Annotated in this window: 22 protein-coding genes, 1 tRNA gene and 1 pseudogene; 3 read left to right on the forward strand and 21 right to left on the reverse strand. The window is 38.1% G+C overall.

Translation table 11 applies throughout. The features are described from left to right. Position 1 precedes the first annotated feature (1 nt). From C7E02_RS09020 to C7E02_RS09075, 11 genes and pseudogenes are all read right to left on the reverse strand, one after another. Entirely contained in the window at positions 2-2,233 is a 2,232-nt protein-coding gene (locus tag C7E02_RS09020; protein WP_105309382.1) for an ABC transporter ATP-binding protein, read from the reverse strand. 55 nt (positions 2,234-2,288) lie between these two features. Further along, positions 2,289-2,795 carry a MarR family winged helix-turn-helix transcriptional regulator gene (locus C7E02_RS09025; RefSeq protein WP_022278641.1) on the reverse strand — a complete coding sequence of 169 codons (507 nt, stop codon included), beginning with the start codon at positions 2,793-2,795 and terminating at the stop codon, positions 2,289-2,291. 326 nt (positions 2,796-3,121) lie between these two features. Next, entirely contained in the window at positions 3,122-3,568 is a 447-nt protein-coding gene (gene dtd, locus C7E02_RS09030; protein WP_005340750.1) for a D-aminoacyl-tRNA deacylase, read from the reverse strand. Between the two features lie 36 nt (positions 3,569-3,604). Continuing rightward, positions 3,605-4,498, reverse strand: a complete 894-nt coding sequence (locus C7E02_RS09035; protein WP_029732125.1) for a DMT family transporter — start codon at positions 4,496-4,498, stop codon at positions 3,605-3,607. Between the two features lie 679 nt (positions 4,499-5,177). After that, positions 5,178-5,822, reverse strand: a complete 645-nt coding sequence (locus C7E02_RS09040; protein WP_022278643.1) for a lysoplasmalogenase — start codon at positions 5,820-5,822, stop codon at positions 5,178-5,180. Continuing rightward, a complete protein-coding gene (locus C7E02_RS09045; RefSeq protein WP_105309383.1) occupies positions 5,819-6,355 on the reverse strand; it encodes a hypothetical protein in 537 nt (178 codons plus the stop codon). Before C7E02_RS09045 ends, C7E02_RS09040 begins: the two co-directional genes overlap by 4 nt. A gap of 196 nt (positions 6,356-6,551) precedes the next feature. After that, positions 6,552-8,444, reverse strand: a complete 1,893-nt coding sequence (locus tag C7E02_RS09050) for a fructose-1,6-bisphosphatase (protein ID WP_105309829.1) — start codon at positions 8,442-8,444, stop codon at positions 6,552-6,554. A 184-nt stretch (positions 8,445-8,628) separates the two neighbouring features. After that, entirely contained in the window at positions 8,629-8,853 is a 225-nt protein-coding gene (locus C7E02_RS09055; protein WP_022278645.1) for a hypothetical protein, read from the reverse strand. A gap of 240 nt (positions 8,854-9,093) precedes the next feature. Next, positions 9,094-9,543: a MarR family winged helix-turn-helix transcriptional regulator gene (locus C7E02_RS09065; protein ID WP_022278646.1), complete on the reverse strand. Its 450-nt coding sequence runs from the start codon at positions 9,541-9,543 to the stop codon at positions 9,094-9,096. 410 nt (positions 9,544-9,953) lie between these two features. Next, complete coding sequence (locus C7E02_RS09070; protein ID WP_105309385.1) at positions 9,954-11,111, reverse strand: IS91 family transposase; 1,158 nt, start codon at positions 11,109-11,111, stop codon at positions 9,954-9,956. Then, positions 11,104-11,970: pseudogene (locus tag C7E02_RS09075) on the reverse strand (tyrosine-type recombinase/integrase). Before C7E02_RS09075 ends, C7E02_RS09070 begins: the two are co-directional and overlap by 8 nt. A 627-nt stretch (positions 11,971-12,597) precedes the next feature. Here C7E02_RS09075 and C7E02_RS09085 point away from each other — a divergent pair. Continuing rightward, the gene (locus C7E02_RS09085) at positions 12,598-12,921 is read left to right on the forward strand and encodes a hypothetical protein (protein WP_005340760.1); all 324 of its coding nucleotides are present in this window, start codon (positions 12,598-12,600) and stop codon (positions 12,919-12,921) included. A gap of 341 nt (positions 12,922-13,262) precedes the next feature. Here C7E02_RS09085 and C7E02_RS09090 read toward each other — a convergent pair whose 3' ends face one another. The 8 genes from C7E02_RS09090 to C7E02_RS09125 all read right to left on the reverse strand — a co-directional run bounded on the left by C7E02_RS09090 (position 13,263) and on the right by C7E02_RS09125 (position 20,907). After that, complete coding sequence (locus C7E02_RS09090) at positions 13,263-13,538, reverse strand: hypothetical protein (protein ID WP_242978782.1); 276 nt, start codon at positions 13,536-13,538, stop codon at positions 13,263-13,265. Between the two features lie 251 nt (positions 13,539-13,789). Further along, a complete protein-coding gene (locus C7E02_RS09095) occupies positions 13,790-14,362 on the reverse strand; it encodes a CDP-alcohol phosphatidyltransferase family protein (RefSeq protein ID WP_005340764.1) in 573 nt (190 codons plus the stop codon). Positions 14,363-14,368: 6 nt separating this feature from the next. Continuing rightward, positions 14,369-15,415 (reverse strand): FUSC family protein, encoded by a 1,047-nt coding sequence (locus C7E02_RS09100; RefSeq protein WP_105309386.1) that lies wholly within the window; start codon positions 15,413-15,415, stop codon positions 14,369-14,371. 33 nt (positions 15,416-15,448) lie between these two features. Beyond that, a complete protein-coding gene (locus C7E02_RS09105) occupies positions 15,449-16,492 on the reverse strand; it encodes a HAMP domain-containing sensor histidine kinase (RefSeq protein ID WP_029732529.1) in 1,044 nt (347 codons plus the stop codon). Beyond that, entirely contained in the window at positions 16,492-17,202 is a 711-nt protein-coding gene (locus C7E02_RS09110; protein ID WP_105309387.1) for a response regulator transcription factor, read from the reverse strand. The genes C7E02_RS09105 and C7E02_RS09110 overlap by 1 nt, the downstream gene beginning before the upstream one ends. Beyond that, positions 17,181-18,614, reverse strand: coding sequence for a phospholipase D family protein (locus C7E02_RS09115; RefSeq protein WP_005340775.1), 1,434 nt, complete (start codon positions 18,612-18,614; stop codon positions 17,181-17,183). The genes C7E02_RS09110 and C7E02_RS09115 overlap by 22 nt, the downstream gene beginning before the upstream one ends. A 197-nt stretch (positions 18,615-18,811) precedes the next feature. Further along, a complete protein-coding gene (gene cls, locus C7E02_RS09120) occupies positions 18,812-20,371 on the reverse strand; it encodes a cardiolipin synthase (protein ID WP_005340777.1) in 1,560 nt (519 codons plus the stop codon). Between the two features lie 23 nt (positions 20,372-20,394). Continuing rightward, on the reverse strand, positions 20,395-20,907 hold the full coding sequence (locus tag C7E02_RS09125; RefSeq protein ID WP_334293806.1) for a GTP pyrophosphokinase: 513 nt from the start codon (positions 20,905-20,907) through the stop codon (positions 20,395-20,397). Between the two features lie 216 nt (positions 20,908-21,123). Here C7E02_RS09125 and C7E02_RS09130 point away from each other — a divergent pair, with 216 nt between their 5' ends. Further along, positions 21,124-21,411 carry a tyrosine-type recombinase/integrase gene (locus C7E02_RS09130; RefSeq protein ID WP_005340781.1) on the forward strand — a complete coding sequence of 96 codons (288 nt, stop codon included), beginning with the start codon at positions 21,124-21,126 and terminating at the stop codon, positions 21,409-21,411. 145 nt (positions 21,412-21,556) lie between these two features. Here the strand turns inward: C7E02_RS09130 and C7E02_RS09135 are convergent. Further along, positions 21,557-21,627, reverse strand: a tRNA-Trp gene (locus tag C7E02_RS09135). 205 nt (positions 21,628-21,832) lie between these two features. Further along, positions 21,833-22,951 (reverse strand): 5-methyltetrahydropteroyltriglutamate--homocysteine S-methyltransferase, encoded by a 1,119-nt coding sequence (locus C7E02_RS09140; protein WP_105309389.1) that lies wholly within the window; start codon positions 22,949-22,951, stop codon positions 21,833-21,835. A gap of 201 nt (positions 22,952-23,152) precedes the next feature. Between C7E02_RS09140 and C7E02_RS19740 the strand changes: the two genes are divergently transcribed. Then, positions 23,153-23,536 (forward strand): hypothetical protein, encoded by a 384-nt coding sequence (locus tag C7E02_RS19740; protein ID WP_242978783.1) that lies wholly within the window; start codon positions 23,153-23,155, stop codon positions 23,534-23,536. Positions 23,537-23,561: the final 25 nt, after the last annotated feature.

Consider the following 23,561-nt stretch of genomic DNA (forward strand, 5'->3'; position numbering starts at 1 on the left):
ATTAGTCTTCCTCCTTCATTGCTTCTTTTAATTCACTCTCCGACAACTGGGACGCTGCAATCTGATAGTAGGCATCACAAGTTTTCAGAAGCTCTTCATGCGTTCCTTTTCCAACGATCTTACCGTCATCCAAAACAATGATCTGCTCTGCATGAAGAATTGTACTGATTCTTTGGGCCACGATCAGAACGACACTGTCTGTTGTCTTTTCTTTTAATGCGCTTCTTAGAACGGTATCTGTCTTGTAATCCAGTGCAGAAAAGCTGTCATCAAAAATGTATACATCCGGGTGTTTTGCTATGGCTCTCGCGATGGAAAGTCTCTGCTTTTGTCCACCGGAAACATTGGCACCTCCCTGTGAGATCGGGCTCTTGTAGCGTTCCGGCTTCGTGTCGATAAATTCGACAGCCTGTGCAATCTGAGCCGCCTCTGTCATCTCCTGCTCACTTCCAGCCGGATTACCGAACATAATATTAGAAGCAATATTTCCTGAGAACAGCACTCCTTTCTGTGGAACATATCCCAGTTTATCACGAAGTTCATGCTGTGTCAGATCTCTTACATCCTGTCCGTCAATCGTAATCCTTCCTTCTGTCACATCATAGAATCGCGGAATCAGGTTGACCAGTGTAGATTTACCACATCCGGTACTTCCGATAAATGCTGTCGTTTCTCCCGGTTTTGCGGTAAATGTAATGTCATGCAGTACATCTTCTTCTGCTCCCGGATAGTGGAAGGATACATGTTCAAATGCAACTTCTCCTTTGCCGTTTTTAGGAAGTGTCTTTGGCTCCTTTGGATCATGGATTTTTGTCTCGCTCTTCAAGACTTTATCCACACGCTCTGCTGAAACTGCTGCTCTTGGAAGCATAACCGAAATCATACAAATCATAAGGAATGACATAATAATTTGCATTGCATACTGGATAAATGCCATCATATCTCCGACCTGCATTGCTCCGTCATTAATACTGTGTCCACCGGCCCACACAATCAGAACGGTAATCCCATTCATCACAAGCATCATAGTCGGCATCATAAATGTCATGGCACGGTTGACAAATAAGTTCAGTTTTGTCAGATCTTTATTTGCCTTGTCAAAACGTTCTTCCTCATGTTTCTCTGTATGGAACGCACGGATAACCGGAAGTCCGGTCAGAATCTCTCGGCTGACCAGATTCAGTTTATCTACCATGTTCTGTACGATTTTGAATTTCGGCATAACTACAATGAAAAGCACTGCCACAACCATAACAATAAGCAGCACTGCCAGGCCTATGATCCAGAACATATTCACATTTGTCTTAGATACTTTCAAAATTCCTCCGATTGCCATGATCGGCGCATACAGCACCATACGAAGAATCATGACTGTCAGTAGCTGAATCTGCTGAATATCATTGGTACTTCTTGTAATTAATGATGCGGTCGAGAATTTGTCAAACTCTGCGTTAGAAAATCCAATGACTTTGCGGAAGGTATCACGTCTGAGTCCACGTCCGACCTTAGCTCCAACTCTTGACGCCATAAGACAGGCCAGAATACTTGCTGCCATGCCAAGTGCTGCAAGTCCCAGCATCTTTGCACCTGTTTTTAAAATATACACCGTACTCATATGTCCGGTATCCAGACCAATCTGTTCGTACGTGGATTTCACATAAGAAATTGCTGCCTGATCCAGAATCGAATCCGGCATCTTATCCATCTGCTCCGTAATCTTATCAACAATTGCTGCTCTCTGCGTATCATCCATCATGCCAAATATGTCAAACACAGACATCTTCTCGATTCCCGGCACCTGGCTCATCTGCTCTTTTAACTGCCCTTCCATCTGCTTTGTTGTATCACTGCCATTCTCAAATCCGGCAGTCAGCATCATCGGAAGTTTCATCTCTTCTGTAAGTGCATCAAGCTTTTCATTATCTGATTTCACTGAATCTTTCAGTGTCAGCACTTCTCCATCGTAATCAAAGCTTTCACTACTTTTTTCATATGCATCCTGAATATCCTGCCTGTCGTCCTCCGACACAAACAATAGCAGCCGGTTCATTTCTTCTTCAGAAATATTCTCCGGAATTTCCTCATCGATACCGCTCTGCTGAATTCCTACATTTACAATATTCGAAGTATAGGTCGGCAGAGACAGATCACAGTAAGCCTGCACGACAAGGACACATAATATCAGAAGTACCCGTGGTGCATATGGCTTTAAAAACTGAAATAATTTTCTCATAAGCTGTCTTATCCTTTCTCGTTATTACTATAATAAATGAAATTTTTCTTTTCTATTAAATCGATTTTTCCGGCATTTTCGGCGGTCTGGTCTTCTCCATGATCTCACACATATCCATTCCTTGAAACTCTTTGTACCTGAGCACATTTTCTCTCATTTTTAAAAGCGTCTCCTTCATTTCCTGCCGTTCTTCTGCAGAAATACCTTCATACAGCCTTTTCTCCAGATTTCGCATCATATGCTGAAGTCCATTCAGACACTCAATTCCCTGATCAGATATTCGAATCCTCGTAATCCGCTGGTCTTTCTCATCCTGCTCTCGCAGAACATACCCTTGTTTTTCCATTTTTTTCAGCGCCGCTGTCATAGACGGTGGCGTCACTCCCATGCGCTTAGCAAGCTCTTTTTGGGATAATCCGCCTTCACTTCGCAACACAACCAATATTCCTGCCTGATTTGGTTTTAATCCGCAGGATTCCATCTCTTTCAAAGTCTGATATTTAGCAAGATGCGCCACCTGCTGAATCAGCATAAATCCAGCTTCCATCCATTTATCATTCACAGTTTTCTCACCTCCCAATTCAAAGTTCTTTTTATCTCTGACCAGAATCACGCACCAAGTCTCACGGACGTTCGACTTGAATTGTTTTGAACTTATTTTGTAAAATCAATTCATCATTTAATAATTAGACGGCTAATTATTAAATGCCTAACGGTTAGAATAATCACTTTGAATGTAAATGTCAATAGGGTTTATTATTTTTTTATAATTATCCATGATGGAATCTTATCCAGGATTCATCTATATATGCAATAACAGGACCGGAACACAATACATAATTACAAATGTACTGCGTCCCGGCCCTGTTGCCATTCAAGGATTAAATCTTATAAAGTTTCAGAATCTAACACGATTGTAAATGGTCCGTCATTAATAAGACTGACTTTCATATCCGCTCCGAATCTTCCTCTTTCTACAACCTCTACCTGTTCCTTGCATTTTTCAATAATGTATTCATACATTTCCGAGGCCATATCCGGTGCTCCGGCTTCGATGAAGCTTGGCCGGTTTCCTCTCTTGCAGTTTGCATATAATGTAAACTGAGAGATGAGAAGAAGTTCTCCTCCTACTGCATCCAGTGACAGATTGGTTTTTCCCTGTTCATCTTCAAAAATACGAAGTCCTAACATCTTCTTTACCATCTTGTCAGCCACTTCTTTTGTATCATCATTGCTGACTCCGATCAAAACCATAAATCCTTTCCCGATTTTCCCAAGGCTCTCTCCATCTACCTTTACTTCACTTTCTAACACTCTCTGAATTACAAATCTCATTTTTTCTCTCCTGTCTTTTGTATTTACATAATCCTTTTATGCCTGCCCATTTTTTAATTTTTCTCTCTTGTCCGGAAGCTGTGCAAGTATAATTGCCACAAACATCAACACACAGCCTATTCCTTCTCTCGCTGACAGTGTTTCTCCTAATATTATCCAGCCGGAAAGTACAGAAAAACAAGATTCCATACTTAAAAGCAGCGATGCGATTGCCGGATTCGCATGCTTCTGTCCGAGGATTTGTAATGTATATGCCACCCCACAGGACATGACTCCCGCATATAAAATCGGCATCCGGGCATCTAATATATTTCCAATTTGCGGCGTTTCTGTCAGGAACATAAACGGCAGTGATGCAATTCCACACACAAAGAACTGGATACATGACATTTTCACACCATCTACTTTTGGTGAATAATAATCAATCACCAGAATATGTACTGCAAAAACCAATGCACAGGCAAAAATCATAATGTCGCCCTTGCCAATTGAAAATCCTTCTTTAATACATAAGAAATACAGCCCTATCAGTGCCAGAAATACTGACATCCACACTTTCCAACCTGCTGCTTTCTTTAGAAATATCCCAAGAACCGGAACAAACACAATATAAAATGCGGTAATAAATCCCGCCTTTCCTGCTGTTGTGTACTGAATCCCCATCTGTTGGAGGCTGCTTGCTGCAAATAAAAGCAGACCACAGGCAATTCCTCCCTGAATCAGATCTTTTCTTGTTCCGTCCACTTCCGGCTTCCCATTCATCTTTTCCAACAACCAGATACACGGCAAAAGCGTCACTCCTCCAATAAAGCTTCGCACTCCGTTAAATGTAAATGGTTCAAGAAAGTCCATTCCTACGCTTTGTGCAACAAATGCGGTTCCCCAAATCAGAGAAGTCAGTAACAACATAACTGCATTCTTTGGTTTCATCTCTCTTCCTCCTTGCGCAATTCAAATTATTATAGCATATTTTCTATAAATATTGCATAAATTCTTCTATTGACCTTTTCGTATTTTATTTATCTCTTCAATAATAACCTCGACATTCTTGTTTCAATGTCTTATTCCCATTATTCAAGTCGAACGTCCGTGAGACTTGGCGCGTGATTCTGGTCAGAGAAGCTGACATATTCCTATCAGAATCACTGCGCATCCTCGCGGAGCGTTTATCTCAGTCGGAGACCTAACTCCCACTGAGACAAATTTGCTATTACTCACCACCTGAAGAGGTGGAAGTCTTTTCGACTGAGATAAAATCTATTTTTTCAATCTGAATTTTCCTATTATCTGACATTGTGATTTTATTTTTATTATTTTCAATTTTTATATTGACATTTTCATTATTGAGTGATATATTATAGTCAAACAAAAGAAGAAATTAAAAATAAAAAAACTAGAAATCCGAAAGGAGGATAAACCACCAGGAACATAAAAGAAACACCCCATAATAAAAAGAAAGGACAGGTTATCAACCGAAAGGTATAGTCCAATGTACTCAGAAGAGATAAATTAAGAGCGCTTCATCAAAACAAAAAAATTGATGAAGCGCTCTTAATAATTTATATCATCCTAATTATTCAAAAATTCTCCAACATTGTTACTGCAAGGATTAGTGCATATAGACTGACATCCCCATCATATAAACTGCACCATAATACAATGTGAGTAACACAGCACCCATCAGAAGACTCTGCTTTTTCTCAATAGTTCTTACTGCAATCAGGCTATCTGATATAAGAAATGCACAGGCGCCTGCTGCCAGAAAATATCTGCTTCTTCCTGGTACAATAACCGCTGCACTAACTGCCATAGATACCATAGAACTTAAGACCGCTGCATAGAGAAGTACAGGAATCTTTAATTTCCCAAGTTTCGGCAATCCTTTATGAAAAATCATAAGAAACACGCCGTAGATTCCAAGTATTCCCAGAATACTGCCAATTTGAATCCCTTCTATCCTGTAAATTCCTGCAATAAAACAAAAATGTGCAATACCAAATGTAACGACTCCCCATAAAAATTCCAATTCTAAAAGCACATCTGCAAGCACGCAGAACAAAAGGCCGACAAATATCATCCAGTCTGAAAATCCCTGTTTTCCCGCTGCCAGACCGCTTCCACAATTCCAGACCGCCATACAGGTTGCTGACGCTTTAAATCCTAAAGAACCCTTCGGGCAGCGATCCCGAAGGGCACCATATAAAGTTCCAAATACTATCATAAGTAGCAGCGTTGCTGCTATCTGATGTATCATGCGTTTGCCTGCCCGTCGTTTAGTCCGAGCATCTTTTCAAATTCCTTCTTCAGAAAATCACAGGTCGGTTTGTTCCACTGTGTTCCTTCCAGTCCATTTTCTGATTTTATGATCTGCAAAGCCAGAAGCAATGCATCTACTGCTTCTTCATGCTCCAGATTATGCAGATTTGACACAACATATTCTTTTGCCTGACGCGGTGATATCCCTGCTTTTTTTGCAAGTGTCCGGCAAAAAGTCTCGAACCCAATTTCAGTCTCTCCACTCATCCAGATCATATCATCGAACTGTTCATATTTTTTTACATATTCATTTATAATCTCTTTGGCTTCCTCATCCAGATCATATCCGTATCTCTCAGCTATCTCTTCCAATTCTTTCCAATAAGAAACATCTACAGCCGAATAATTCATGCTGATTCTAAGACAGCCTCCGGTCTTATGGATCTCAGTCTGAAAATCCTCTTCCCAAGTCGGACATACCAGCATCTTAACGCCGTTCACAATACCGCCCTGTATAATCTTTTCTTTCATTACTCCACTCCGCCTCCATTCTCAAATCTTCATGGGACTCTGCTGTTATATTTCACCGTTCTGGCGAATTCAAGAATACCTCTACATTCTGTTTCTTATTCTATCTCACGCCAACTACTTTTGTCAAATCATGACTTACAATAAGATACTGTCCTCTATATTTTTAATCTATATTTCCAATCTGTGTTTCAACTTTCTATACATCAAAATCTCCACTTCGGTAAGCACGCAGTAACATCTTTAATCCTTCAATATCTTCTTTGATTTTCTTACCATTGTCCGTATTGCGCACCATCAGTCGTTCACTCTCTGTCTCCACCAATTCTGATTTGGATTCGATATCCTTATTCTCTGTCAAAGCCGCATAGACACTCTGAAATGGCTGATGTGATTTGATTCGGATTCCATGAGAATTAAATATCAATGTATACCCTGCTATTCCAGTCGTCTTATGATAACTCTTACAGAAACCTCCATCAATGACAAGCAGTTTCCCATTGGCCCGTACCGGATGTTCTCCCTTTGATGTTCTGACTGGCGTATGTCCATTGATAATATGAGAGCTCTCGGAATACAATCCAAATTCATGAAGAATCATATTACAGACTTTCTCCTCATGATAGAATTTATAATATGGATTTGATTGTTCAACCCACGTATTTTCATCCAGTACATAAGTCCGCTCAAATGTCTTAATATTTCTTCCGGAAAGAGGGGATTTTCTTCCACACCAGAGATACCACATAAAATCACGGTCTTTTTGTCTGGCATCTTTTGACCACGCCCGTCTGGCAATTCTCTCCGCGTAATCCAGATACTCTCTTCCATGATATCTCTTCTTGCCAAATGCAACGCCTTCCAGATTACCACTTTCATCTAATGGCACACAGCCATGATAGAGCAGATTCCCATTAAAAATGCGATACATACTTCCCCTCTGATACAGAAATTCAATATGCTGTCTGAGACGTATACTGTTCACAAATGCCATACGAAGCCCTTCCATCACCTGTTCTTCTTCCTCAGACAACTGATAAACATCTTCTATATCGCCCGAATCAAAATTCACTGTCGGAAATGCCTCTTCTTTAATTGCATGTTCAGTTCCATCAATTTCTACTGTCTGCTTTTCCACATTTACTTTGTGAAGAAGCAGTTTGTCTGTCATATTGTAATCCGGATTTCTTAAGATTACCTGTCCTTCCAACTTAAAAAGCATGACAGAAATCGCTTTTAGTGCAGCTTTCATTGGTTCCTCGCTCGGATATATCTTTTCTGCAAAAAGAGCCAGATTCCGCAGACTGATTCCATAACTATTCTCAAGAATCTTCGTATTATTATATTTCAGGTTATTTCGGACAACCGTTGCAATGCATGCCTTGCTTCCCGCTGCCGCTCCCATCCAGAGAATATCATGGTTCCCCCACTCAATATCCAGGGAGTGATATTGCATCAAAAGATCCATGATCCGGTCTGCGCATGCACCACGATCAAATATATCTCCCACAATATGTAAATGATCCACTGCAAGACGTTTGATCAGTCCTGCCAGCACTTCAATAAATTCATCTGCATTGTCAAGTTCCAGAAGCGTATCTAGAATATTTCTGTGATAAACTACCTGATTATCATCTTCATCTTTCTGTACATGAATCAGCTCATCTAAAATATATGCATACTCTTTCGGCATTGCCTTACGAACTTTAGAACGTGTGTATTTTGAAGAAAGAAGCCGCGCGATATCAATCAGTTTTCCAAGTGTTGCACGATACCACTCCTCATTATTCTTTTCTTCTTTGCGCACAAGTTCCAGCTTCTCCACCGGATAATAGATCAATGTACAGATTTCCTCGCGGTCAAAATCAGAAAGTGTCTCACCGAACAGCAGGTCTACTTTTTCTCGGATAACACCGGAACAGTTATTTAAAATATGGCAGAACGCTTCATATTCGCCATGAAGATCGCTCATAAAATGTTCTGTTCCTTTTGGCAGGCTTAATATTGCCGTCAGGTTGATAATTTCCCTGCTGACAGCCTGTTCTGTCGGATATTTCTCCGCTAATAATTCCAGATATCTATCGTCATTCATAAAATTGTTGTCCTTCCATATTATCTCAATTATTGCTTTCCCGCTTCTGTTACAAGTATACATTTTTTTCCACACCAGTGCAACTATACTCCCAAAAAGAGAGTCGGTTTCCCGGCTCTCCTAAATCCACAATCAAGTAACTTGCTCCCACCTGTAGAGGAAGAGGCATTCTTGCTATATTTTGTTAAAATAAAAGCTGAAGTCCCATTGCAATAATCCACATATATGCACAAGTCTTTGGAATCATTAATAATCCAACCTTTGGTTTTGTTTTACAAAATAAAGTTACCGGAAGATAACAGCCAAAAGAAATAATGATAGCTGCAACCAGATCAAAAAGCAAATACGCTGCATCAAATATTGCTTCCATCACATCTGGCATCTGTGGTTTGCAACCGTTCTCTTTCATTATAAATCCTGCTCCTTTTCAATTAATTGATTGTAAAACATATAATTTTTTTGTAAAAATAACTCCTGCCAGTGCCAAAGCTAAGCCCAGACCGGAATAAAAAAATGCGATAAATATACCAGCTGCCCGGAATCCGATCCCGCCACTCATCATACATGCCATAATTAAATATGCTTTCCAATCAAAGAAATGCCAAAATGACCGGCAATCAACAGTAATTGTTTTTTCTTTACACAAAACTTAGTTTTCATTTGCCTTCTCCTTATGCTCCCTTAAACATTTTTCTGCATTATTACAGATTTTATCAAATACCTTCATACACATATGCTTCTCTTCATCTGTCATTCCACTTAAAACATTTTTCGCAAACTCTTTTTGTGCATTTAATCCTGCTTCCACAATTAGCTCTGCCTTATCCAGCAAAAAAATCTCAATATGCTTTTTATTCTCTTTCCTTTGTTTCCTTTCAACAAGCCCTTTGTTTTCCAATGTTTTCAACGAAGTGGACACATGCGATTTTGTTGATTTTCTAATCTTTACAATTTCTGCTGCAGTATTATTCTGCGGATTATTATGCAAAAACATAAGTATGTCATATTCCATCTGTGTTAACTCATACCGGTCACATACCGCACCTGAAAGCAACTCGTAATAACTTATTATTGTTTTATGCTTATCCCAAAAATACATTCCCTCCTCCTTATCGTTCTTTTTAGAACAATTATGGAGTGATATTTATTATTTGTCAACTATTTTTATAAAGTTAGAAAAACCAGAAACATTTCAATCAGTTCTTCATGCCACTTTCATTTTGTGCTATAATTCTTAAGCGAAGTATCACATTTTTAGCAGACATAAAAAGAGCAGTTTTCAAAAATGTGGAACTGCTCTAAATGTGATTCTTCATAATTGTACCAATTCGCGGACGTTTTTCTGAGAAGTATATGGGAATTGTATCTTTCAAATCTTCTCAAAAAGCAATGAAAACAAGTGTTTTGTAATTGAAAACAAGTGTGTTAAATAAACACTTTTTGTTTCAAGGCATGCCGACAAGACCTTCCATAGGGAGGCCTGATGAAACATATGGAACAAAAACAAGGTTAACTACGATAAGCATACGACTTTCCAAGGTGTGTCATACTACTGCAGCCACAAGCCGGGCAAACATGGATATCATAGTTCCAGACTTCTTTCAGAAGTTCTGCAATCGAAAGTCCGGCATAACGCTGTTTGAATTTCTGATACCCCTGCAGTTTGAAGATGATTTTCAGATTCTTCGTTTTGGTACGGTTATTCAGAAAACCATAGTAGCGGATTTTCTGAAAACCTGATGGTAACACATGCATAAGGAAGCGACGGATGAATTCCTTATTTTCAAGTATAACCGTTTTGGCCTCGCCGGATTTGTAATCACGAGCCGAAAAAGAAACTTGCGTTTCTGTTACAGATTGAATGCGTGTGTTCGTAATGGCAATCCGATGAGTATAACGACCGAGATATTCAATGGCATTACCGAAACCGTTAAAGGTCTCTTTGATGTACGGGCACCAATCCATCTTGTAAAGAGAATCACGGAACTCATTCCAAGAGTAAGAATTCCGAAGTTCTGCACAGGAAGATAAGAAAACAAGTTTTCCAAAGGCATAGTGCTTTTGCAGATAGAAAAGAAACTTTCCACGGAATACTTTTGCCATCACGTGAACCGGAATAAAAAACTTTTCACCACACTTGCGAAGTTTTTGGTCGGCAGACAGACCACCGCCGGAAACAATACAATGGATGTGCGGATGAAAATTTAGTGTCTGTCCCCAAGTGTGCAGAACCTGAATGATGCCGGGTGTTGCTCCGAGATACTTCTTATCTCTTGAAAGTTCAAGAAGTGTTTCAGAGGAGCATCTGTGTAACAGAGAATACAGAAGTTCCTGATTACCATAAATCAAAGGATTCAGTTCATGAGGAACGGTAAACACTACATGAAAATACGGTGAATCAATGACTTCCGCACGTCGCTTGTCAATCCAGATTTCTTTCAGGATTGCCTGACAGTTGGGACAGTTTCGGTTACGGCAGGAATTGTTGTGAAACTCCATGTGGCCGCAGTCGGTACACTGGCTGATGTTACAACCGAGACTGCCTGATTTACAGTTCAGTATGGCCGTTGCTGCTTTTTCCTGTACTCCTGACATATGAGAAACCGAAGAACGAAAATCCTCATAGGAGTTTAGAAAAATCTGCTGGATTTTGGGAGGCTTATGCAAGGAAATCACCTCCCATCATGTCAAAAGGACTAATGGCTTTACGCATACTGCTGGTGGCAAGATGAACATAGATGGTTGTTGATTCCAAAGACCTATGTCCGAGATATGCCTGAATAGTCAGAAGGTCTGCCCCGTTTTCATAAAGGTGGGTACCAAAAGCATGGCGAAAAGAATGGCAGGTAATGCGTTTAGGCCATCCGAGTCGCTGCTCGTGTTCATGGATATGTCTAGATAGATAAAACGTGTCACTTGGTTTCGATTTATTATGTTGTTTTGGGTAAAGCCAGTCCACAGGTTTATGATAAGAAAACTATTTTTGGTTAAGGCTTTCCAATGCTGTTTTTGAAAGTACAGCATAGCGGTTCGAGCGCTTCTTGTTATGATTAATATGTATTCTCATGTTAGAACGTTCTATATCTTGATATTTCAGATGACAGACTTCGCCAATTCTAAGACCTGAAGAATACATGAGAGCAATCATGGCTTTTTGCTTTAAATCCGGAATGGTGGAGATGAAGGTTTTTACTTCCTGCTGGGAAGGCACATAAGGCAGGTATTTATCGAATTTTCGGAATGGGAGTTGCGTATCATCCCAAGGTTTATGAAGTACGTAAATGGTAAAGAAACGTAACTGAGAGATAACCGCATTGATGGTACGGTCTGACAGGGAGCGGGTATTTTGAACCCAGCCGATAAACTGACGCATCTCATCCCAAGAAACATCTTCCGGGGATTTGTGAATCACGTCAGTCAAAAAATCAAAGTAAGCCTTGATATATGTAGAGTAACTTTTGATTGTATGGTCGGTAAGACCACGGAGAGAAATCATCTCTCTGTAAGAATTAAAATATTTGTCCATAATGAACCTCCTAAAATAAATGATGTTTGTAATAAAAAAGTAAAAACAAACACCTAAAGGGAGGCGGACGAATAAAAAAATCAGATATGTAATTGTTAAGAATAAAAAAACATGATAACATAAGCATAGCAGTTCTTTTGTGTGTAATTGTTTGAGTGTGGTAACTTAACAATATAACATATACAAAAAAACTGCTACTTTTATTTTTGAGAAAAAGTGGCGACCTTATTGTACGTAACGCTAGCCATCGCGCCAGCGATTTGGTACAATATATCACAGATNTAATTGTTTGAGTGTGGTAACTTAACAATATAACATATACAAAAAAACTGCTACTTTTATTTTTGAGAAAAAGTGGCGACCTTATTGTACGTAACGCTAGCCATCGCGCCAGCGATTTGGTACAATATATTGACAGAGTTTTTGCTCTTCAGTTTGAAATTCAGTCCTGCTGTTAAAGCTGTTGTAAAAGATACCAAAAGAAATCCGAAACGGACGCAGCGTAAGGTAAAATATCAAATGCCTGAAATAGACATTCATGGTAAAAAAATTGGAAATGGAAAATATGCTTCCAGATAAAAATGATTACAGAAATTAATCATGAAAAAGGAAAGGAATTTTAGTAATATGAAGATTGAAGAAAACCAAAAAGAACTGGATGCAATGGCAGAATTTCATAAAGGAAACCGTGCCGAAGGGCTGAGACTGCAAGAAGAATTTGCAGCAGAATTTCGCAAGGAATACAAAGATAAAGATCACTGTCCTTGCTTGAAAGCCTGTCGCTACCATGGAAATTGTAAGGAATGTGTAGCAATCCACAGAGCGCATCAGGAACATGTTCCTAACTGTATGCGGCCGCTGATCAATAAAAAGTTGAAATTGATGTCAGAATTAACAGAGCATACCCTGGCAAATGAAATAGAAGCACCACATGAGATTTTAAGAAAATAGGCTTGTCTTGCAAACTGATTTGCCTGTTCTTGTAGACCGTTGTCATTCTTCTATATAAATATTAATTGATTTTTCATTTTAAGAACGATTCCTGTTTGACTACATTGGAATTATCCAGAAAATGAAAAGAGCCAGAAGCCTTGAAAATTCAAGGTTTCTGACTCTTCAGTCAACAGGGGATAAGAGAATCGAACTCTTTCCCCAGGGTGCTGTAATCCCCGATTTATGGGGCTATACGGCATTCGTTTGCTGATTACTACTGATTACTAATTTTTAATAACAAAACAACCATGGAAAGGAGGCCGCTTTCCAATTCTCTCTAAATTTCCTCTTATTGTTCCTTACAGCCCTGCACTTTTCAATAGTTCCTGATCATCCATTGCGGTCCATGGATGTTGTCCACCAGCATGATTTTGAGCCATAACCCTGATTTTAGGCAACAAGTCTAATCTCAAGTCTTCCATTTTTGCATAAGGAAATATCTTCTTCTCTGTGAAAATATTCTGCTTACGTATATACATCTGCGCAATCGCACTTGTTGATGTCACTTTTACATCAGCATCATCTACACGATCATAAATTATTTTCTTAAACCTAAAATGATTTGAACTCATCATACACCTGCTTTCTACGCATTAGTGCACCTAAAAAATACAGCATTTCTTAACTGAACAGTATTTTCAATGCATGAACGCATATGATATACTGTTTTCATCATAAAAAACCTTATCTAAATGGCATTGAATGATTTATTTTCTATCTAAAATTTTATTAAACCGACTAAAGACTCCATAGTTTGTGTGTTTGACTTACTGTTTATATCTATCTTCTCCTAAATTTTTTTCTAGTCATTGCAATATAAAATTGCTTATACAGTCTCTCCCTTAAGAGTCCTGGTATTCTGGATAATATACAGAGCGACCGATATGACCATCATTATAGCGCACAAACCAATCAACAGATCTGATACCATCGGTGTAATGTGGAACCATATAATATGCACCGCTGCAGTTCCATATAATAAAAAGGTTACTATCTTTCCATGCCAGTCTGCACCATGTACTTTTCCTGTCTTTCGTATCACAAGACATCCACTGACTACCATATACAGCTCCTTACCTGCCATTATTACGATTAAAAGAAGCACATGCGGAAAACGAGTAAACAGACAGATTAACATCGCTGCCTGTGTCAGCTTATCAGCCACCGGATCAAGTATTTTTCCTAAATTACTAATCCTATGGAATCTTCTTGCGATATATCCATCAGCAAGATCCGTAAGACCAGACAGCAATAAGATTTCACCAGCTAACAGAGGATTATTCTTTACACAATAACTCCATATAATTACCGGAATCAGACAAAGCCGAAAAAAAGAAAGAAGATTAGGAACCGTAATAATTCTATTCAAATTTTCTTCCTGATTCACTTCACTCTGCATGTACGGTCACCTCACTTTCCTTTTTTTAGACATAAACCAATAAAATATAACACAAAATGCTAAAGCAAACACAACACCAAAAACATTTTGAATCACTCTAAGGCTAACCGCTCCTTGTAGTCCATAAGTCTCTGCAGCAATGGCTAAAGCACCAAATGTGTTAAATACTGCCTGCCAGCCATATTGTGCTGAAAATCCTACACCGATTCCACCAAGAATTCCTATATATGCATAGATTGACGAAGGAAGCAGAAAATATAATACTGTAAAACATATAACACCTGCAATATTTCCGACAATCCTTTTACGGACTCTGTAGTGCATATCTTCCATAAACGGCAAAATCGCGGACATGGCCGCAATACCAGCCCACATTGCACGTGGCATATTACAAAGTTCTGCAATGCAAAGGACAATCGGTACGCATAAAATCTGACATATCTGCCATTTTGTTCTGGAAGAAGTGATATCAAATTCTTGCATCAGATCTTTCAGATTTCTTTTATAAGTTCTGTTTTTATGATTTCGATAAAATACGAAGCAGGTAAGTGCTGCACCTAAAGCCATTCCGACTAATCGCATCTGATAGCTTTTTCCCGTAACATCATAACCATATAGCAGCAGATACCCAAGAACCAATGTAGATTGATTAAACATGAATGGATTATGGCATCCAAACAGAATCAACACAGCCAGTGCCGCAATATTTAACAGCATTCCCAATACCGGTGAAAACTGATTTGCTAAATGCGGACATACAGTCATAATTACAAAGAACAAAGTCAAAAGCATCGTAGATTGTCCGGTGTGGATCCCCAGATCCGCATTTCTAAACACCATGAGACATAATAAGACTACTACACCTACAATGCTGTTCTCATTTCCAAATAGAATGCTGAAAATACTAACAAAGAAAAAACAAAATGCCATTGTAGCAGCTATCTTCACCAGATATACCCACATATGATATAATTTTTCTTTTAGTGTTTCACTCTTTTTCAACAGGTTTTTAGAACCTGCCTGATTTAACTGCAACTCCTGATAAAATGTCATATAAATCCTCCCATCTTCTAATTTATCTTAAAACTATATAATCTCATCTTTCTGCTTTGGCAGCTCTATAACAAATCTGCATCCACCATATTCACGGTTTTCTGCTTTGATTGTTCCTCCGGCACTATCTACAATCCGTTTTACAAGTGCAAGACCTAGGCCATTTCCTTCTGCTTTATGAGATCCATCTACCTGATAGAACTTGTCAAATATTCTGGATTTTACATCATCCTCTATTCCTGGTCCTTCATCTTCCAGAATGAACTTAACAGAATCCTGTTCTTGTTTCAGAAACATCGTAATTGTCCCCTTTGAAGGGCTGAACTTAATCGCATTATCCAAAAGATTTATCCAGATATGCATAAAAAGTCCTTCATTCCCAGTATATTTAACTTCCTCCAATTCTACCTGAAAACCAATTTCTTTTTCTGTCCATTTTGTTTCCAATGAAAGAAATGCCTGGCGGATCTGTTCATCCAGACGATATTCTGTTTTTTTCATTGGTATATTCTGATTCTCTAACTTGGATAAAAGCAAAATATTACCAACCAATCCAGAAAGTCTTTGGGTGTTAAATAAGATTTTTTCTACATATTCCTCTTGATCCGGAGACAGTTCTTCTCCCTGAAGCAGCATTGTATATCCTTCAATGGCATTAATCGGGGTCTTAAACTCATGAGAAACATCAGATACAAAATCCATCTGCAGCACCTCTGTTGCACGAAGTTCTTTTGTCATAACGTTAAAACTTTGATAAGATTCTCCAACTTCTGCTATACGGCTGTTCGTTTCCAAATGCTGTTCAAAATCTCCCTGAGAAACTTCCTTCATTGCTTTACTAAGTCTGGTGATTGGTTCCAGTAACTTTGCATTAATAAAGGAAGTGATCAGCCCTGCAATCAATGTATTGAAAATCAAAAGCCAGCCAAGCACAGGTATGCTGCCCGGCAGATTAAAAAAATGATTCAAAAAAGCAAATAATAAAGCAGATATGACTGTTGAAAATACAAGTGCCAGACAGATTGCACCAGTCAGACAGGATCGGATCCGCAATCCTTTTTCTTTCTTTTGTTCCATTATTTTTTCACCACCTTGTATCCAATTCCACGCATTGTTACGATTTCAAAATCAGGGTTATCTTTAAAACGCTCTCTGATTCTTCCTATATGTACCTCTATCGTATGTGGGTCTGCCTCCGTCTCGTATCCCCATACTTCATCCATCAACTGTTGTTTTGTAAATGTTCTGCCTGGCGAAGCTGCAAGCTTATATAAAAGCAGGAATTCTTTTTTAGGCAAAACAAGACTTTCCTTATCAGTTGTAACCGTCATTGCATCATAATCAAACTCTGTTGAACCGATCACAATTTTGTGTTCATTCAGTATCTGTGCACGGCGAAGCAGTGCTCCGACTCTTAAAACCATTTCATTCACATTTACCGGTTTTACCATATAATCGTCACTTCCCGAAAGAAATCCCTGGCGCATATCATCAAAGGAACCTTTCGCAGTAATCATAAGTACCGGTATCTGATATCCTGCTGAACGGAGTTCCGACACCAGTTCATAACCATCCATAACCGGCATCATAATATCGGAAATGATCAGATCAATATATTCCTTATCCAATACTTCTAATGCCTGTGCTCCATCCGATGCACTTTTGACTTGATATCCATTCTTCTCAAGCACTTTTTGGAATAGCTGGCTTAATTCTTTATCATCTTCTACAATCAATATTTGAAACACGTTTTCCTTCCTCCTTATTAAAACAAATACCTTGCCCATCCAAGCAGATGCTGTACCAAAAATATTTTTCTCTGACGTTTCTTTGTTAATTCGATTGGCTCTACATGATATGGATCATTATAAGTTCCGCCTTCTAATATCTGGCGGGACACTTTTTCATATTCCATCATGCCCTCTTCCAACTGTTTATTAATCTCTTTGCTACGTATTACAAGCATCAGTTCCGTATCCAAATACGTGCTTCTCATATCCATGTTAAAGGAACCGATTACGGATAGATCATCATCAATCAGGATGCTTTTTCCGTGGTAAGAATAACCGCCTTCATACTCCCAGATATCAATTCCTGTATTTAAAATTCTGTTTCTGTTTCTCGCATAATCAGCAGAACCAAACGGATTTCCATTGTTGGCAACCGAATTGGTCATGATAGAAAAATCCGGAACTCTCTCCGCAATCTCTTTCCATGTATTATACATCATATCATTGCAGATAATATATGGTGTATGAATTTTCACGCGCTCTTTTGCATTTTTCATTAGTTCTCCCAGATAATACCAGACTACTGGTTCCTTGGGACCTGTGTGGATAGGATTTGACACTAATGCAATCTTTTCTGTCTCAAAAGTTTCGTTCGTGTAATCGGTCTCGCAGATTCTTTCCTTATTCTCTTCAAAATATTTCTGATAGCTGTTCTGCAGCTCTAAAACTGCGTTCTTTACAGATTTTCTATTTGCCAGTTTTTTATTGTTATGAAAATAACCACTGTCTTCCTGATTCCATATGGTTTCAAAATACTCTGACAACTGGTTAACTGAATTTTCTTTCTCAGGTTCATCGCAAACCACTAACACGTCTCTGTCATAGTTCTTATGTCCCGGAAAATCACCCAGGAAATAATTGTATGTATTTCTTCCCCCAAGAATATATCTCTTTCCATCTGCAATCAAATATTTATCATGCATTCTACCCATCATTTTCCACGGTTTCAACGGATTGGCCTTATTATACAGTTTAATTTCAACATTCTCATGGGAAGATAATCCATAGAAATACGGATTTCCTTCCATATCAATCCAGCTCTCCATTCCATCTACTAACAGACGAATATGTACACCTCTGTCTGCCGCATCATGCAGTGCTCCTAAAATCAATTTTCCACTTTCATCGGATTGAAATGCAAAAGTAGAAAGAATAATTTCCTTTTTTGCATTCTTGATCAAACGCACTCTTTGTAAAAGCGCTTCTGGATTCTTTTCTATGATTACTGCCCGTTCTGGATTTTCACTGCATTCGTTCCATGACCCATTTTTTGTTTCTTTTTTGGTTGTATTGGACACTTCCGGCTGCTTTTTATATGCAACGCAGATTCCGAGCAATTCATAAAAAGCCACACATAAAAAAATTGCCAGTATAACAAGAAGGATTTTACATATTTTATGCTTTTTCATTGTACATCACCTGATTCCTTTTTATTTCATACTTATACAATACAAAGTCAAACTCAATTTAACCTCAACAAGGTTTGTTTTTTCATCCATGCAAAATCTTCTTTGTACAACAGACTGTTAGATATAGCAAAAACGGCCTTTCAAAAACAGTTAACTTCTAAATCAACTGTTTTTTGAAAGGTCGTTTCATCAGATTCTTATAGCAATCCAGCAAATAATCTCATAAATAATTGTCCCAGTCGCAAATATGCACTTCGTCCGGTTTGATATTGGTCTGTCACATCACGACATTCTCCCATCGTTCTTATCAGATCATTTTTTATTTCCACAACTGCCTGACAATCTGCCATAAAACAGCCGTTTTCAAAATGGTGATATAAACTTCGATAATCCAGATTAATTGTTCCACAAGTTGCCATACAGTCATCTGCCACACTCATTTTTGCATGACAGAAACCAGGAGTCCACTCATAAACACGAACACCATGTTTAACTAATCCATGATAAAAAGAACGAGTTATATTATAAATGAATTTTTTATCAGGGATACCAGGTGTGATAATTCTTACGTCTACCCCTCGCTTAGCAGCCAGACATAACGCATGCGTCATTTCATCTGTTATGATTAGATATGGAGTCATAAACCAACAATATTTTTCAGCTTTATTTATCATACTGATATAAACTTCTTCTCCTACTTGCTCATTATCCATAGGGCTGTCTGCATAAGGTTGAACAAACCCAGTTTGCTGTGCCGCATAATCATAGTGGAAAAGGTATTTACTAAAATCAGAATCATTAGCATCCTTATCACTTACTGCATTCCACATTTCCAAAAATGTCACCGTAAGCGACTGAACAGCATCTCCTTCTAAACGAATACCTGTATCTTTCCACTGTCCATACGGGTGTGTGTAATTAAAATATTCGTTTGCTAGATTATATCCACCTGTAAATCCGACTTTTCCATCAATAACTGTTATTTTTCTATGATCACGATTGTTCAAAAACAGATTTAAACCTGGCACAAACGGATTGAATACACGGCAATGAATTCCTATTGCCTCCATCTTTTTCACAAAATCTGTGTTAATAAAGCCTATAGAACCCATATCATCGTAGAATATTCTAACTTTCACACCTGCTTTTACTCGCTCTTCCAGAACATCTTGAATCTTATGCCATGCTTCAGCATCTTCTATCGCATGATATTCCATAAAGATAAACTTCTGTGCTTTCTCCAAATCCTTAAGCTGTGCCTCTAATCCTTTCACTGCTTCATCAAAATACACAATATCCGTATTCTGATAGATTGGATACTGCGAATTTCTTTGTATGTAACTTGCTATATTTCCTGCTTTCGGGATTGTTTCTTTTATTTTGCTCAAACACTCCTGACTGTCCGGAAGCATTGGTAACAATTTGCTATCAATTTCTGCATATCGCTCACGCATTTTATGTGTGCCACCATTCAAACCAATCAACAAATACAGGCCTACACCCATAATTGGGAAAATTAGAATTAAGATGACCCAAGGCATTTTCATAGAGGATGTCTTATTTGATGCGTACAATCCCAAAACCAAGATCCCACTCAAAATCCTTGTAAATAAATTTATGATTTCTGCATATTCATTCAAGCGTGTTACGATAGTAATAATAAAAATCACTTCCAGAAGAATGCAGATTATGGAAAAACACAGCCGTTTTACCCCATTTTTTGTTTTTGCTTTGCCCTCTAAAGTATCTTGTTTCATATATATTCCACCTTCCTACTTGCTCAGTTTTCTCCATAAATTTCGTGGAACATACCAATTTTGTCTTTTATTCTCTGTATTTCATTATCTGCTTCAATGATAGCTCTTGCAGAATGAAGTAATTCTTCACTTATCTCATCATAGCCAGGCATTTCTTCAATTCCTTTTTTATAGCGAAGTTGATGTTCCAATGTTGCCCAGAAATCCATACCATTGGTTCGAATCTGTAATTCTACACGCATAGGTGTTTTACCCTTAGCAAAAAATACTGGTATTTCAACAATCATATGATAGCTTCGATAACCATTCGATTTTGGATTTTTTATATAATCTTTTATTTCAATAACTTTAATATCATCCTGTTGGGTAATCAAATCTGATATCATATAAATATCGTCAATAAACGCACAAACTATTCGAACGCCTGCTACATCATTGAGATATGTCTGTATATTTTCTGTTGTAAATTCATATCCCATTCCCAAGTGTGATTCAAATGATAACATGTCTAAAATTTTCACAGATGAACCATTCATTTTTAGCAACTGCTCATTCATAAGCACACCTTCTCTCATCTGGACTTTTCATTTATGTTACTACAGATATATTGAATTATCAAGACTGCAAATGTGGAGCAAATTCCATGTAAAAACTGTATTGCAGGGAATGATTCGATATGCAAGGTTCGAGAAAAAATATACCTTTATTAATATCTCAAACTTTTTCGGTGATTTTCGAGTTGGAAAAATATTTTGAAAAAGAGTGAGAAAACTGATGCGCAAAAATGTTTTACTGATGAAGAACGAATTCGCATTTTGAAATTAGTAGATAAAAAACCTGACATTCGAAATTTAGCCATACATTTATGCTTTCAAACAGGTGTTCGTGTTGGTGAACTTGCAGCTCTGAAATGGGAAGATATTGATTGGGAAAATGGAACACTTCATATTCAGCGTATTGAGACTAGGGCATTCACTCAAGATACAAGCACTGCCAAAAAGAAAAGTTATATAAACAACCAAAGGTTATTATCAATTTGACATTCAACAAAAAGCTGAGCAAAAAAAACAGATTGAACAGGCAATGAATTATCAGGTGATTACTATGGTGATTACTCTCAAGAATCAAGAAAATAAAAAAGTCTCACAAAGCCCGTGTTTATAGGCTTTGTAAGACCTTAGTCAACAGGGGATGAGAGAATCGAACTCCCGCCAAAGGTTTTGGAGACCCCTATCATACCACTTGACCAATCCCCTATTTAAGTAAATTGTGTGTCTGTCTCCGTAACACTAGATATTTATACCATATTTATTGGTGGGTTGTCAATAGGTGATTTTAAAAAAAGCTCATAATTACTTTTAAGGAAATTGCTTTTAATTTCATATTATATAAAAATAACTTCCGGACTGTACGATTTACAACCGGAAGTTACCTGATTTTATTTTACCTTATATCTGACTTTTATCTATCTCCCCAGACTTCTTCTGCAATTTCTTTTACAAGTTTTAATTTTTCCCACTGCTCTTCTTCGGTCAGCTTGTTACCGATCTCGCAAGATGCGAATCCACATTGTGGACTTAAGTACAGGCGATCCAGTGGAACGTATTTCTCTGCTTCATGGATTCTGGCAATGACTTTTCCTTTATCCTCTAACTGTGGTATCTTTGTCGTAATGAGTCCAAGTACGACCTTCTTATCTCCAGATACTTTTGCAAGTGGTGCGAAACCTCCTGATCTCTTGTCATCATACTCCAAATAGTAGGCATTTACATTTTCCTCTCCAAACAGAAGGTCTGCAACGGAATCATATGCACCGGAGCTGAAGAACGTAGAATGATAGTTCCCTCTGCACACATGTGTATTGATTACAAGGTCTTCCGGTGCCTGTGCAACAACCTGGTTATTCAGTTTCAGCAGACGCTTCTTATAATCTTCCAAAGCCTGTCCGTTTCTTCCGGTCAGAGCTGTCGCCATTTTTGCATCTACCATACCGCCCCATACACAATCATCGAACTGAAGATTTCTGCATCCTGCCGCATAAATCTCCTGAACGAATTCTCCATAAGCTTTGATGACATCATCTGCAAATGCTTCTTCTGAGCCATAGATTTTTAAAGTCGTAGCAAGAAGCTGCGCTCCGGTGAAGTAAGCATAGAACTGTCCCGGTGAAGGGATGGTCTGTTTTGCAACTGTATTTTCATCTTCCAATGCTTTTACATATTTAAAATGTTCTACAAACGGGTGATTCTTTACAGAAATCTTTCCTGTCATATAGGTATCATCAATCATGGCTGCTTCTGCGTCAAATGTTGTATTTCCCTCTACTGTCTTCTGATGCTCGATACCTTCAAATCCCCACATAAAGTCAAGATGCCAAGTGGATCTTCTGAACTCTCCGTCTGTGATAACATGGTAGCCAAGTCCCTTGATTTTATTTACTAAATCAACGATACACTCGTCTTCTACTTTTGTCAGATCAGCCTGTGTAATTTTTCCCTCTTCAAAATCTTTTCTTGCATTTTTTAATCTCTGTGGTCTTAAAAAACTTCCTACAAAATCATATCGAAATGGTGTCTTCATAATTATTATCTCCCAAATTTTAATAAACCTATCGTAATTTTAAACTTGTGTTGCGATAGATTTATTGTAATTTATTTCAAATGTTTTGTATAATAGCTAAAAATATCTGTTTGTTATAACTTTAAATTATGGCAAATATTCAATTTTTATCGGCCTTTTCCACATACAATTCCAATTATGACAGGATTTATGTTTTTAGGAATGGCTTACGGAATATATATGAATATATATGAATGCATCTGGATTTTCTTTCATATTTACTGGGGCGCTTCTGTAACTTTCGGTGGCGTCATCGGTTCTTTACTCCCCATTAATACAGAAGGCATCAGCTTTGTCATGACTGCTATGTTTGTCGTTATCTTCATGGATCAGTGGCTGAAAGAAAAGAATCATACATCTTCATTACTTGGACTTGGAATTTCTTTTCTCTGTCTCCTTGTATTCGGACCGGACTCTTTTATGATTCCGACCATGATTTTGATTATCGTCTCATTGACATTATTACGCAAAAAGCTTGATATCCCGGATCAAAAAAACTACTCGCGACATCATTTCGACAAATGTGCTTCTGAAAAAATGAAGTAGCGATAAAAAACACAGGAGGTTTGCT

The organism is Dorea sp. Marseille-P4042 (genome assembly GCF_900290215.1).
Taxonomy (GTDB): Bacteria; Bacillota; Clostridia; order Lachnospirales; family Lachnospiraceae; genus Dorea; species Dorea formicigenerans.

Bases quoted from the DNA above. Each gene is read 5' to 3' on its own strand.
- cls (WP_005340777.1), bottom strand. From the start codon at position 20,371: ATGAAACAAGATACTTTAGAGGGCAAAGCAAAAACAAAAAATGGGGTA.
- C7E02_RS09040 (WP_022278643.1), bottom strand. From the start codon at position 5,822: ATGATACATCAGATAGCAGCAACGCTGCTACTTATGATAGTATTTGGA.
- C7E02_RS09100 (WP_105309386.1), bottom strand. From the start codon at position 15,415: ATGACATTTTATCAGGAGTTGCAGTTAAATCAGGCAGGTTCTAAAAAC.
- C7E02_RS19740 (WP_242978783.1), top strand. From the start codon at position 23,153: ATGGCTTACGGAATATATATGAATATATATGAATGCATCTGGATTTTC.
- C7E02_RS09125 (WP_334293806.1), bottom strand. From the start codon at position 20,907: ATGAATGGTTCATCTGTGAAAATTTTAGACATGTTATCATTTGAATCA.
- C7E02_RS09095 (WP_005340764.1), bottom strand. From the start codon at position 14,362: ATGCAGAGTGAAGTGAATCAGGAAGAAAATTTGAATAGAATTATTACG.
- C7E02_RS09085 (WP_005340760.1), top strand. From the start codon at position 12,598: ATGAAGATTGAAGAAAACCAAAAAGAACTGGATGCAATGGCAGAATTT.
- C7E02_RS09140 (WP_105309389.1), bottom strand. From the start codon at position 22,951: ATGAAGACACCATTTCGATATGATTTTGTAGGAAGTTTTTTAAGACCA.
- C7E02_RS09065 (WP_022278646.1), bottom strand. From the start codon at position 9,543: ATGTATTTTTGGGATAAGCATAAAACAATAATAAGTTATTACGAGTTG.
- C7E02_RS09115 (WP_005340775.1), bottom strand. From the start codon at position 18,614: ATGAAAAAGCATAAAATATGTAAAATCCTTCTTGTTATACTGGCAATT.
- C7E02_RS09105 (WP_029732529.1), bottom strand. From the start codon at position 16,492: ATGGAACAAAAGAAAGAAAAAGGATTGCGGATCCGATCCTGTCTGACT.
- C7E02_RS09090 (WP_242978782.1), bottom strand. From the start codon at position 13,538: ATGATGAGTTCAAATCATTTTAGGTTTAAGAAAATAATTTATGATCGT.
- C7E02_RS09045 (WP_105309383.1), bottom strand. From the start codon at position 6,355: ATGAAAGAAAAGATTATACAGGGCGGTATTGTGAACGGCGTTAAGATG.
- C7E02_RS09110 (WP_105309387.1), bottom strand. From the start codon at position 17,202: ATGGGCAAGGTATTTGTTTTAATAAGGAGGAAGGAAAACGTGTTTCAA.
- C7E02_RS09035 (WP_029732125.1), bottom strand. From the start codon at position 4,498: ATGAAACCAAAGAATGCAGTTATGTTGTTACTGACTTCTCTGATTTGG.
- C7E02_RS09050 (WP_105309829.1), bottom strand. From the start codon at position 8,444: ATGAATGACGATAGATATCTGGAATTATTAGCGGAGAAATATCCGACA.
- C7E02_RS09055 (WP_022278645.1), bottom strand. From the start codon at position 8,853: ATGAAAGAGAACGGTTGCAAACCACAGATGCCAGATGTGATGGAAGCA.
- C7E02_RS09020 (WP_105309382.1), bottom strand. From the start codon at position 2,233: ATGAGAAAATTATTTCAGTTTTTAAAGCCATATGCACCACGGGTACTT.
- dtd (WP_005340750.1), bottom strand. From the start codon at position 3,568: ATGAGATTTGTAATTCAGAGAGTGTTAGAAAGTGAAGTAAAGGTAGAT.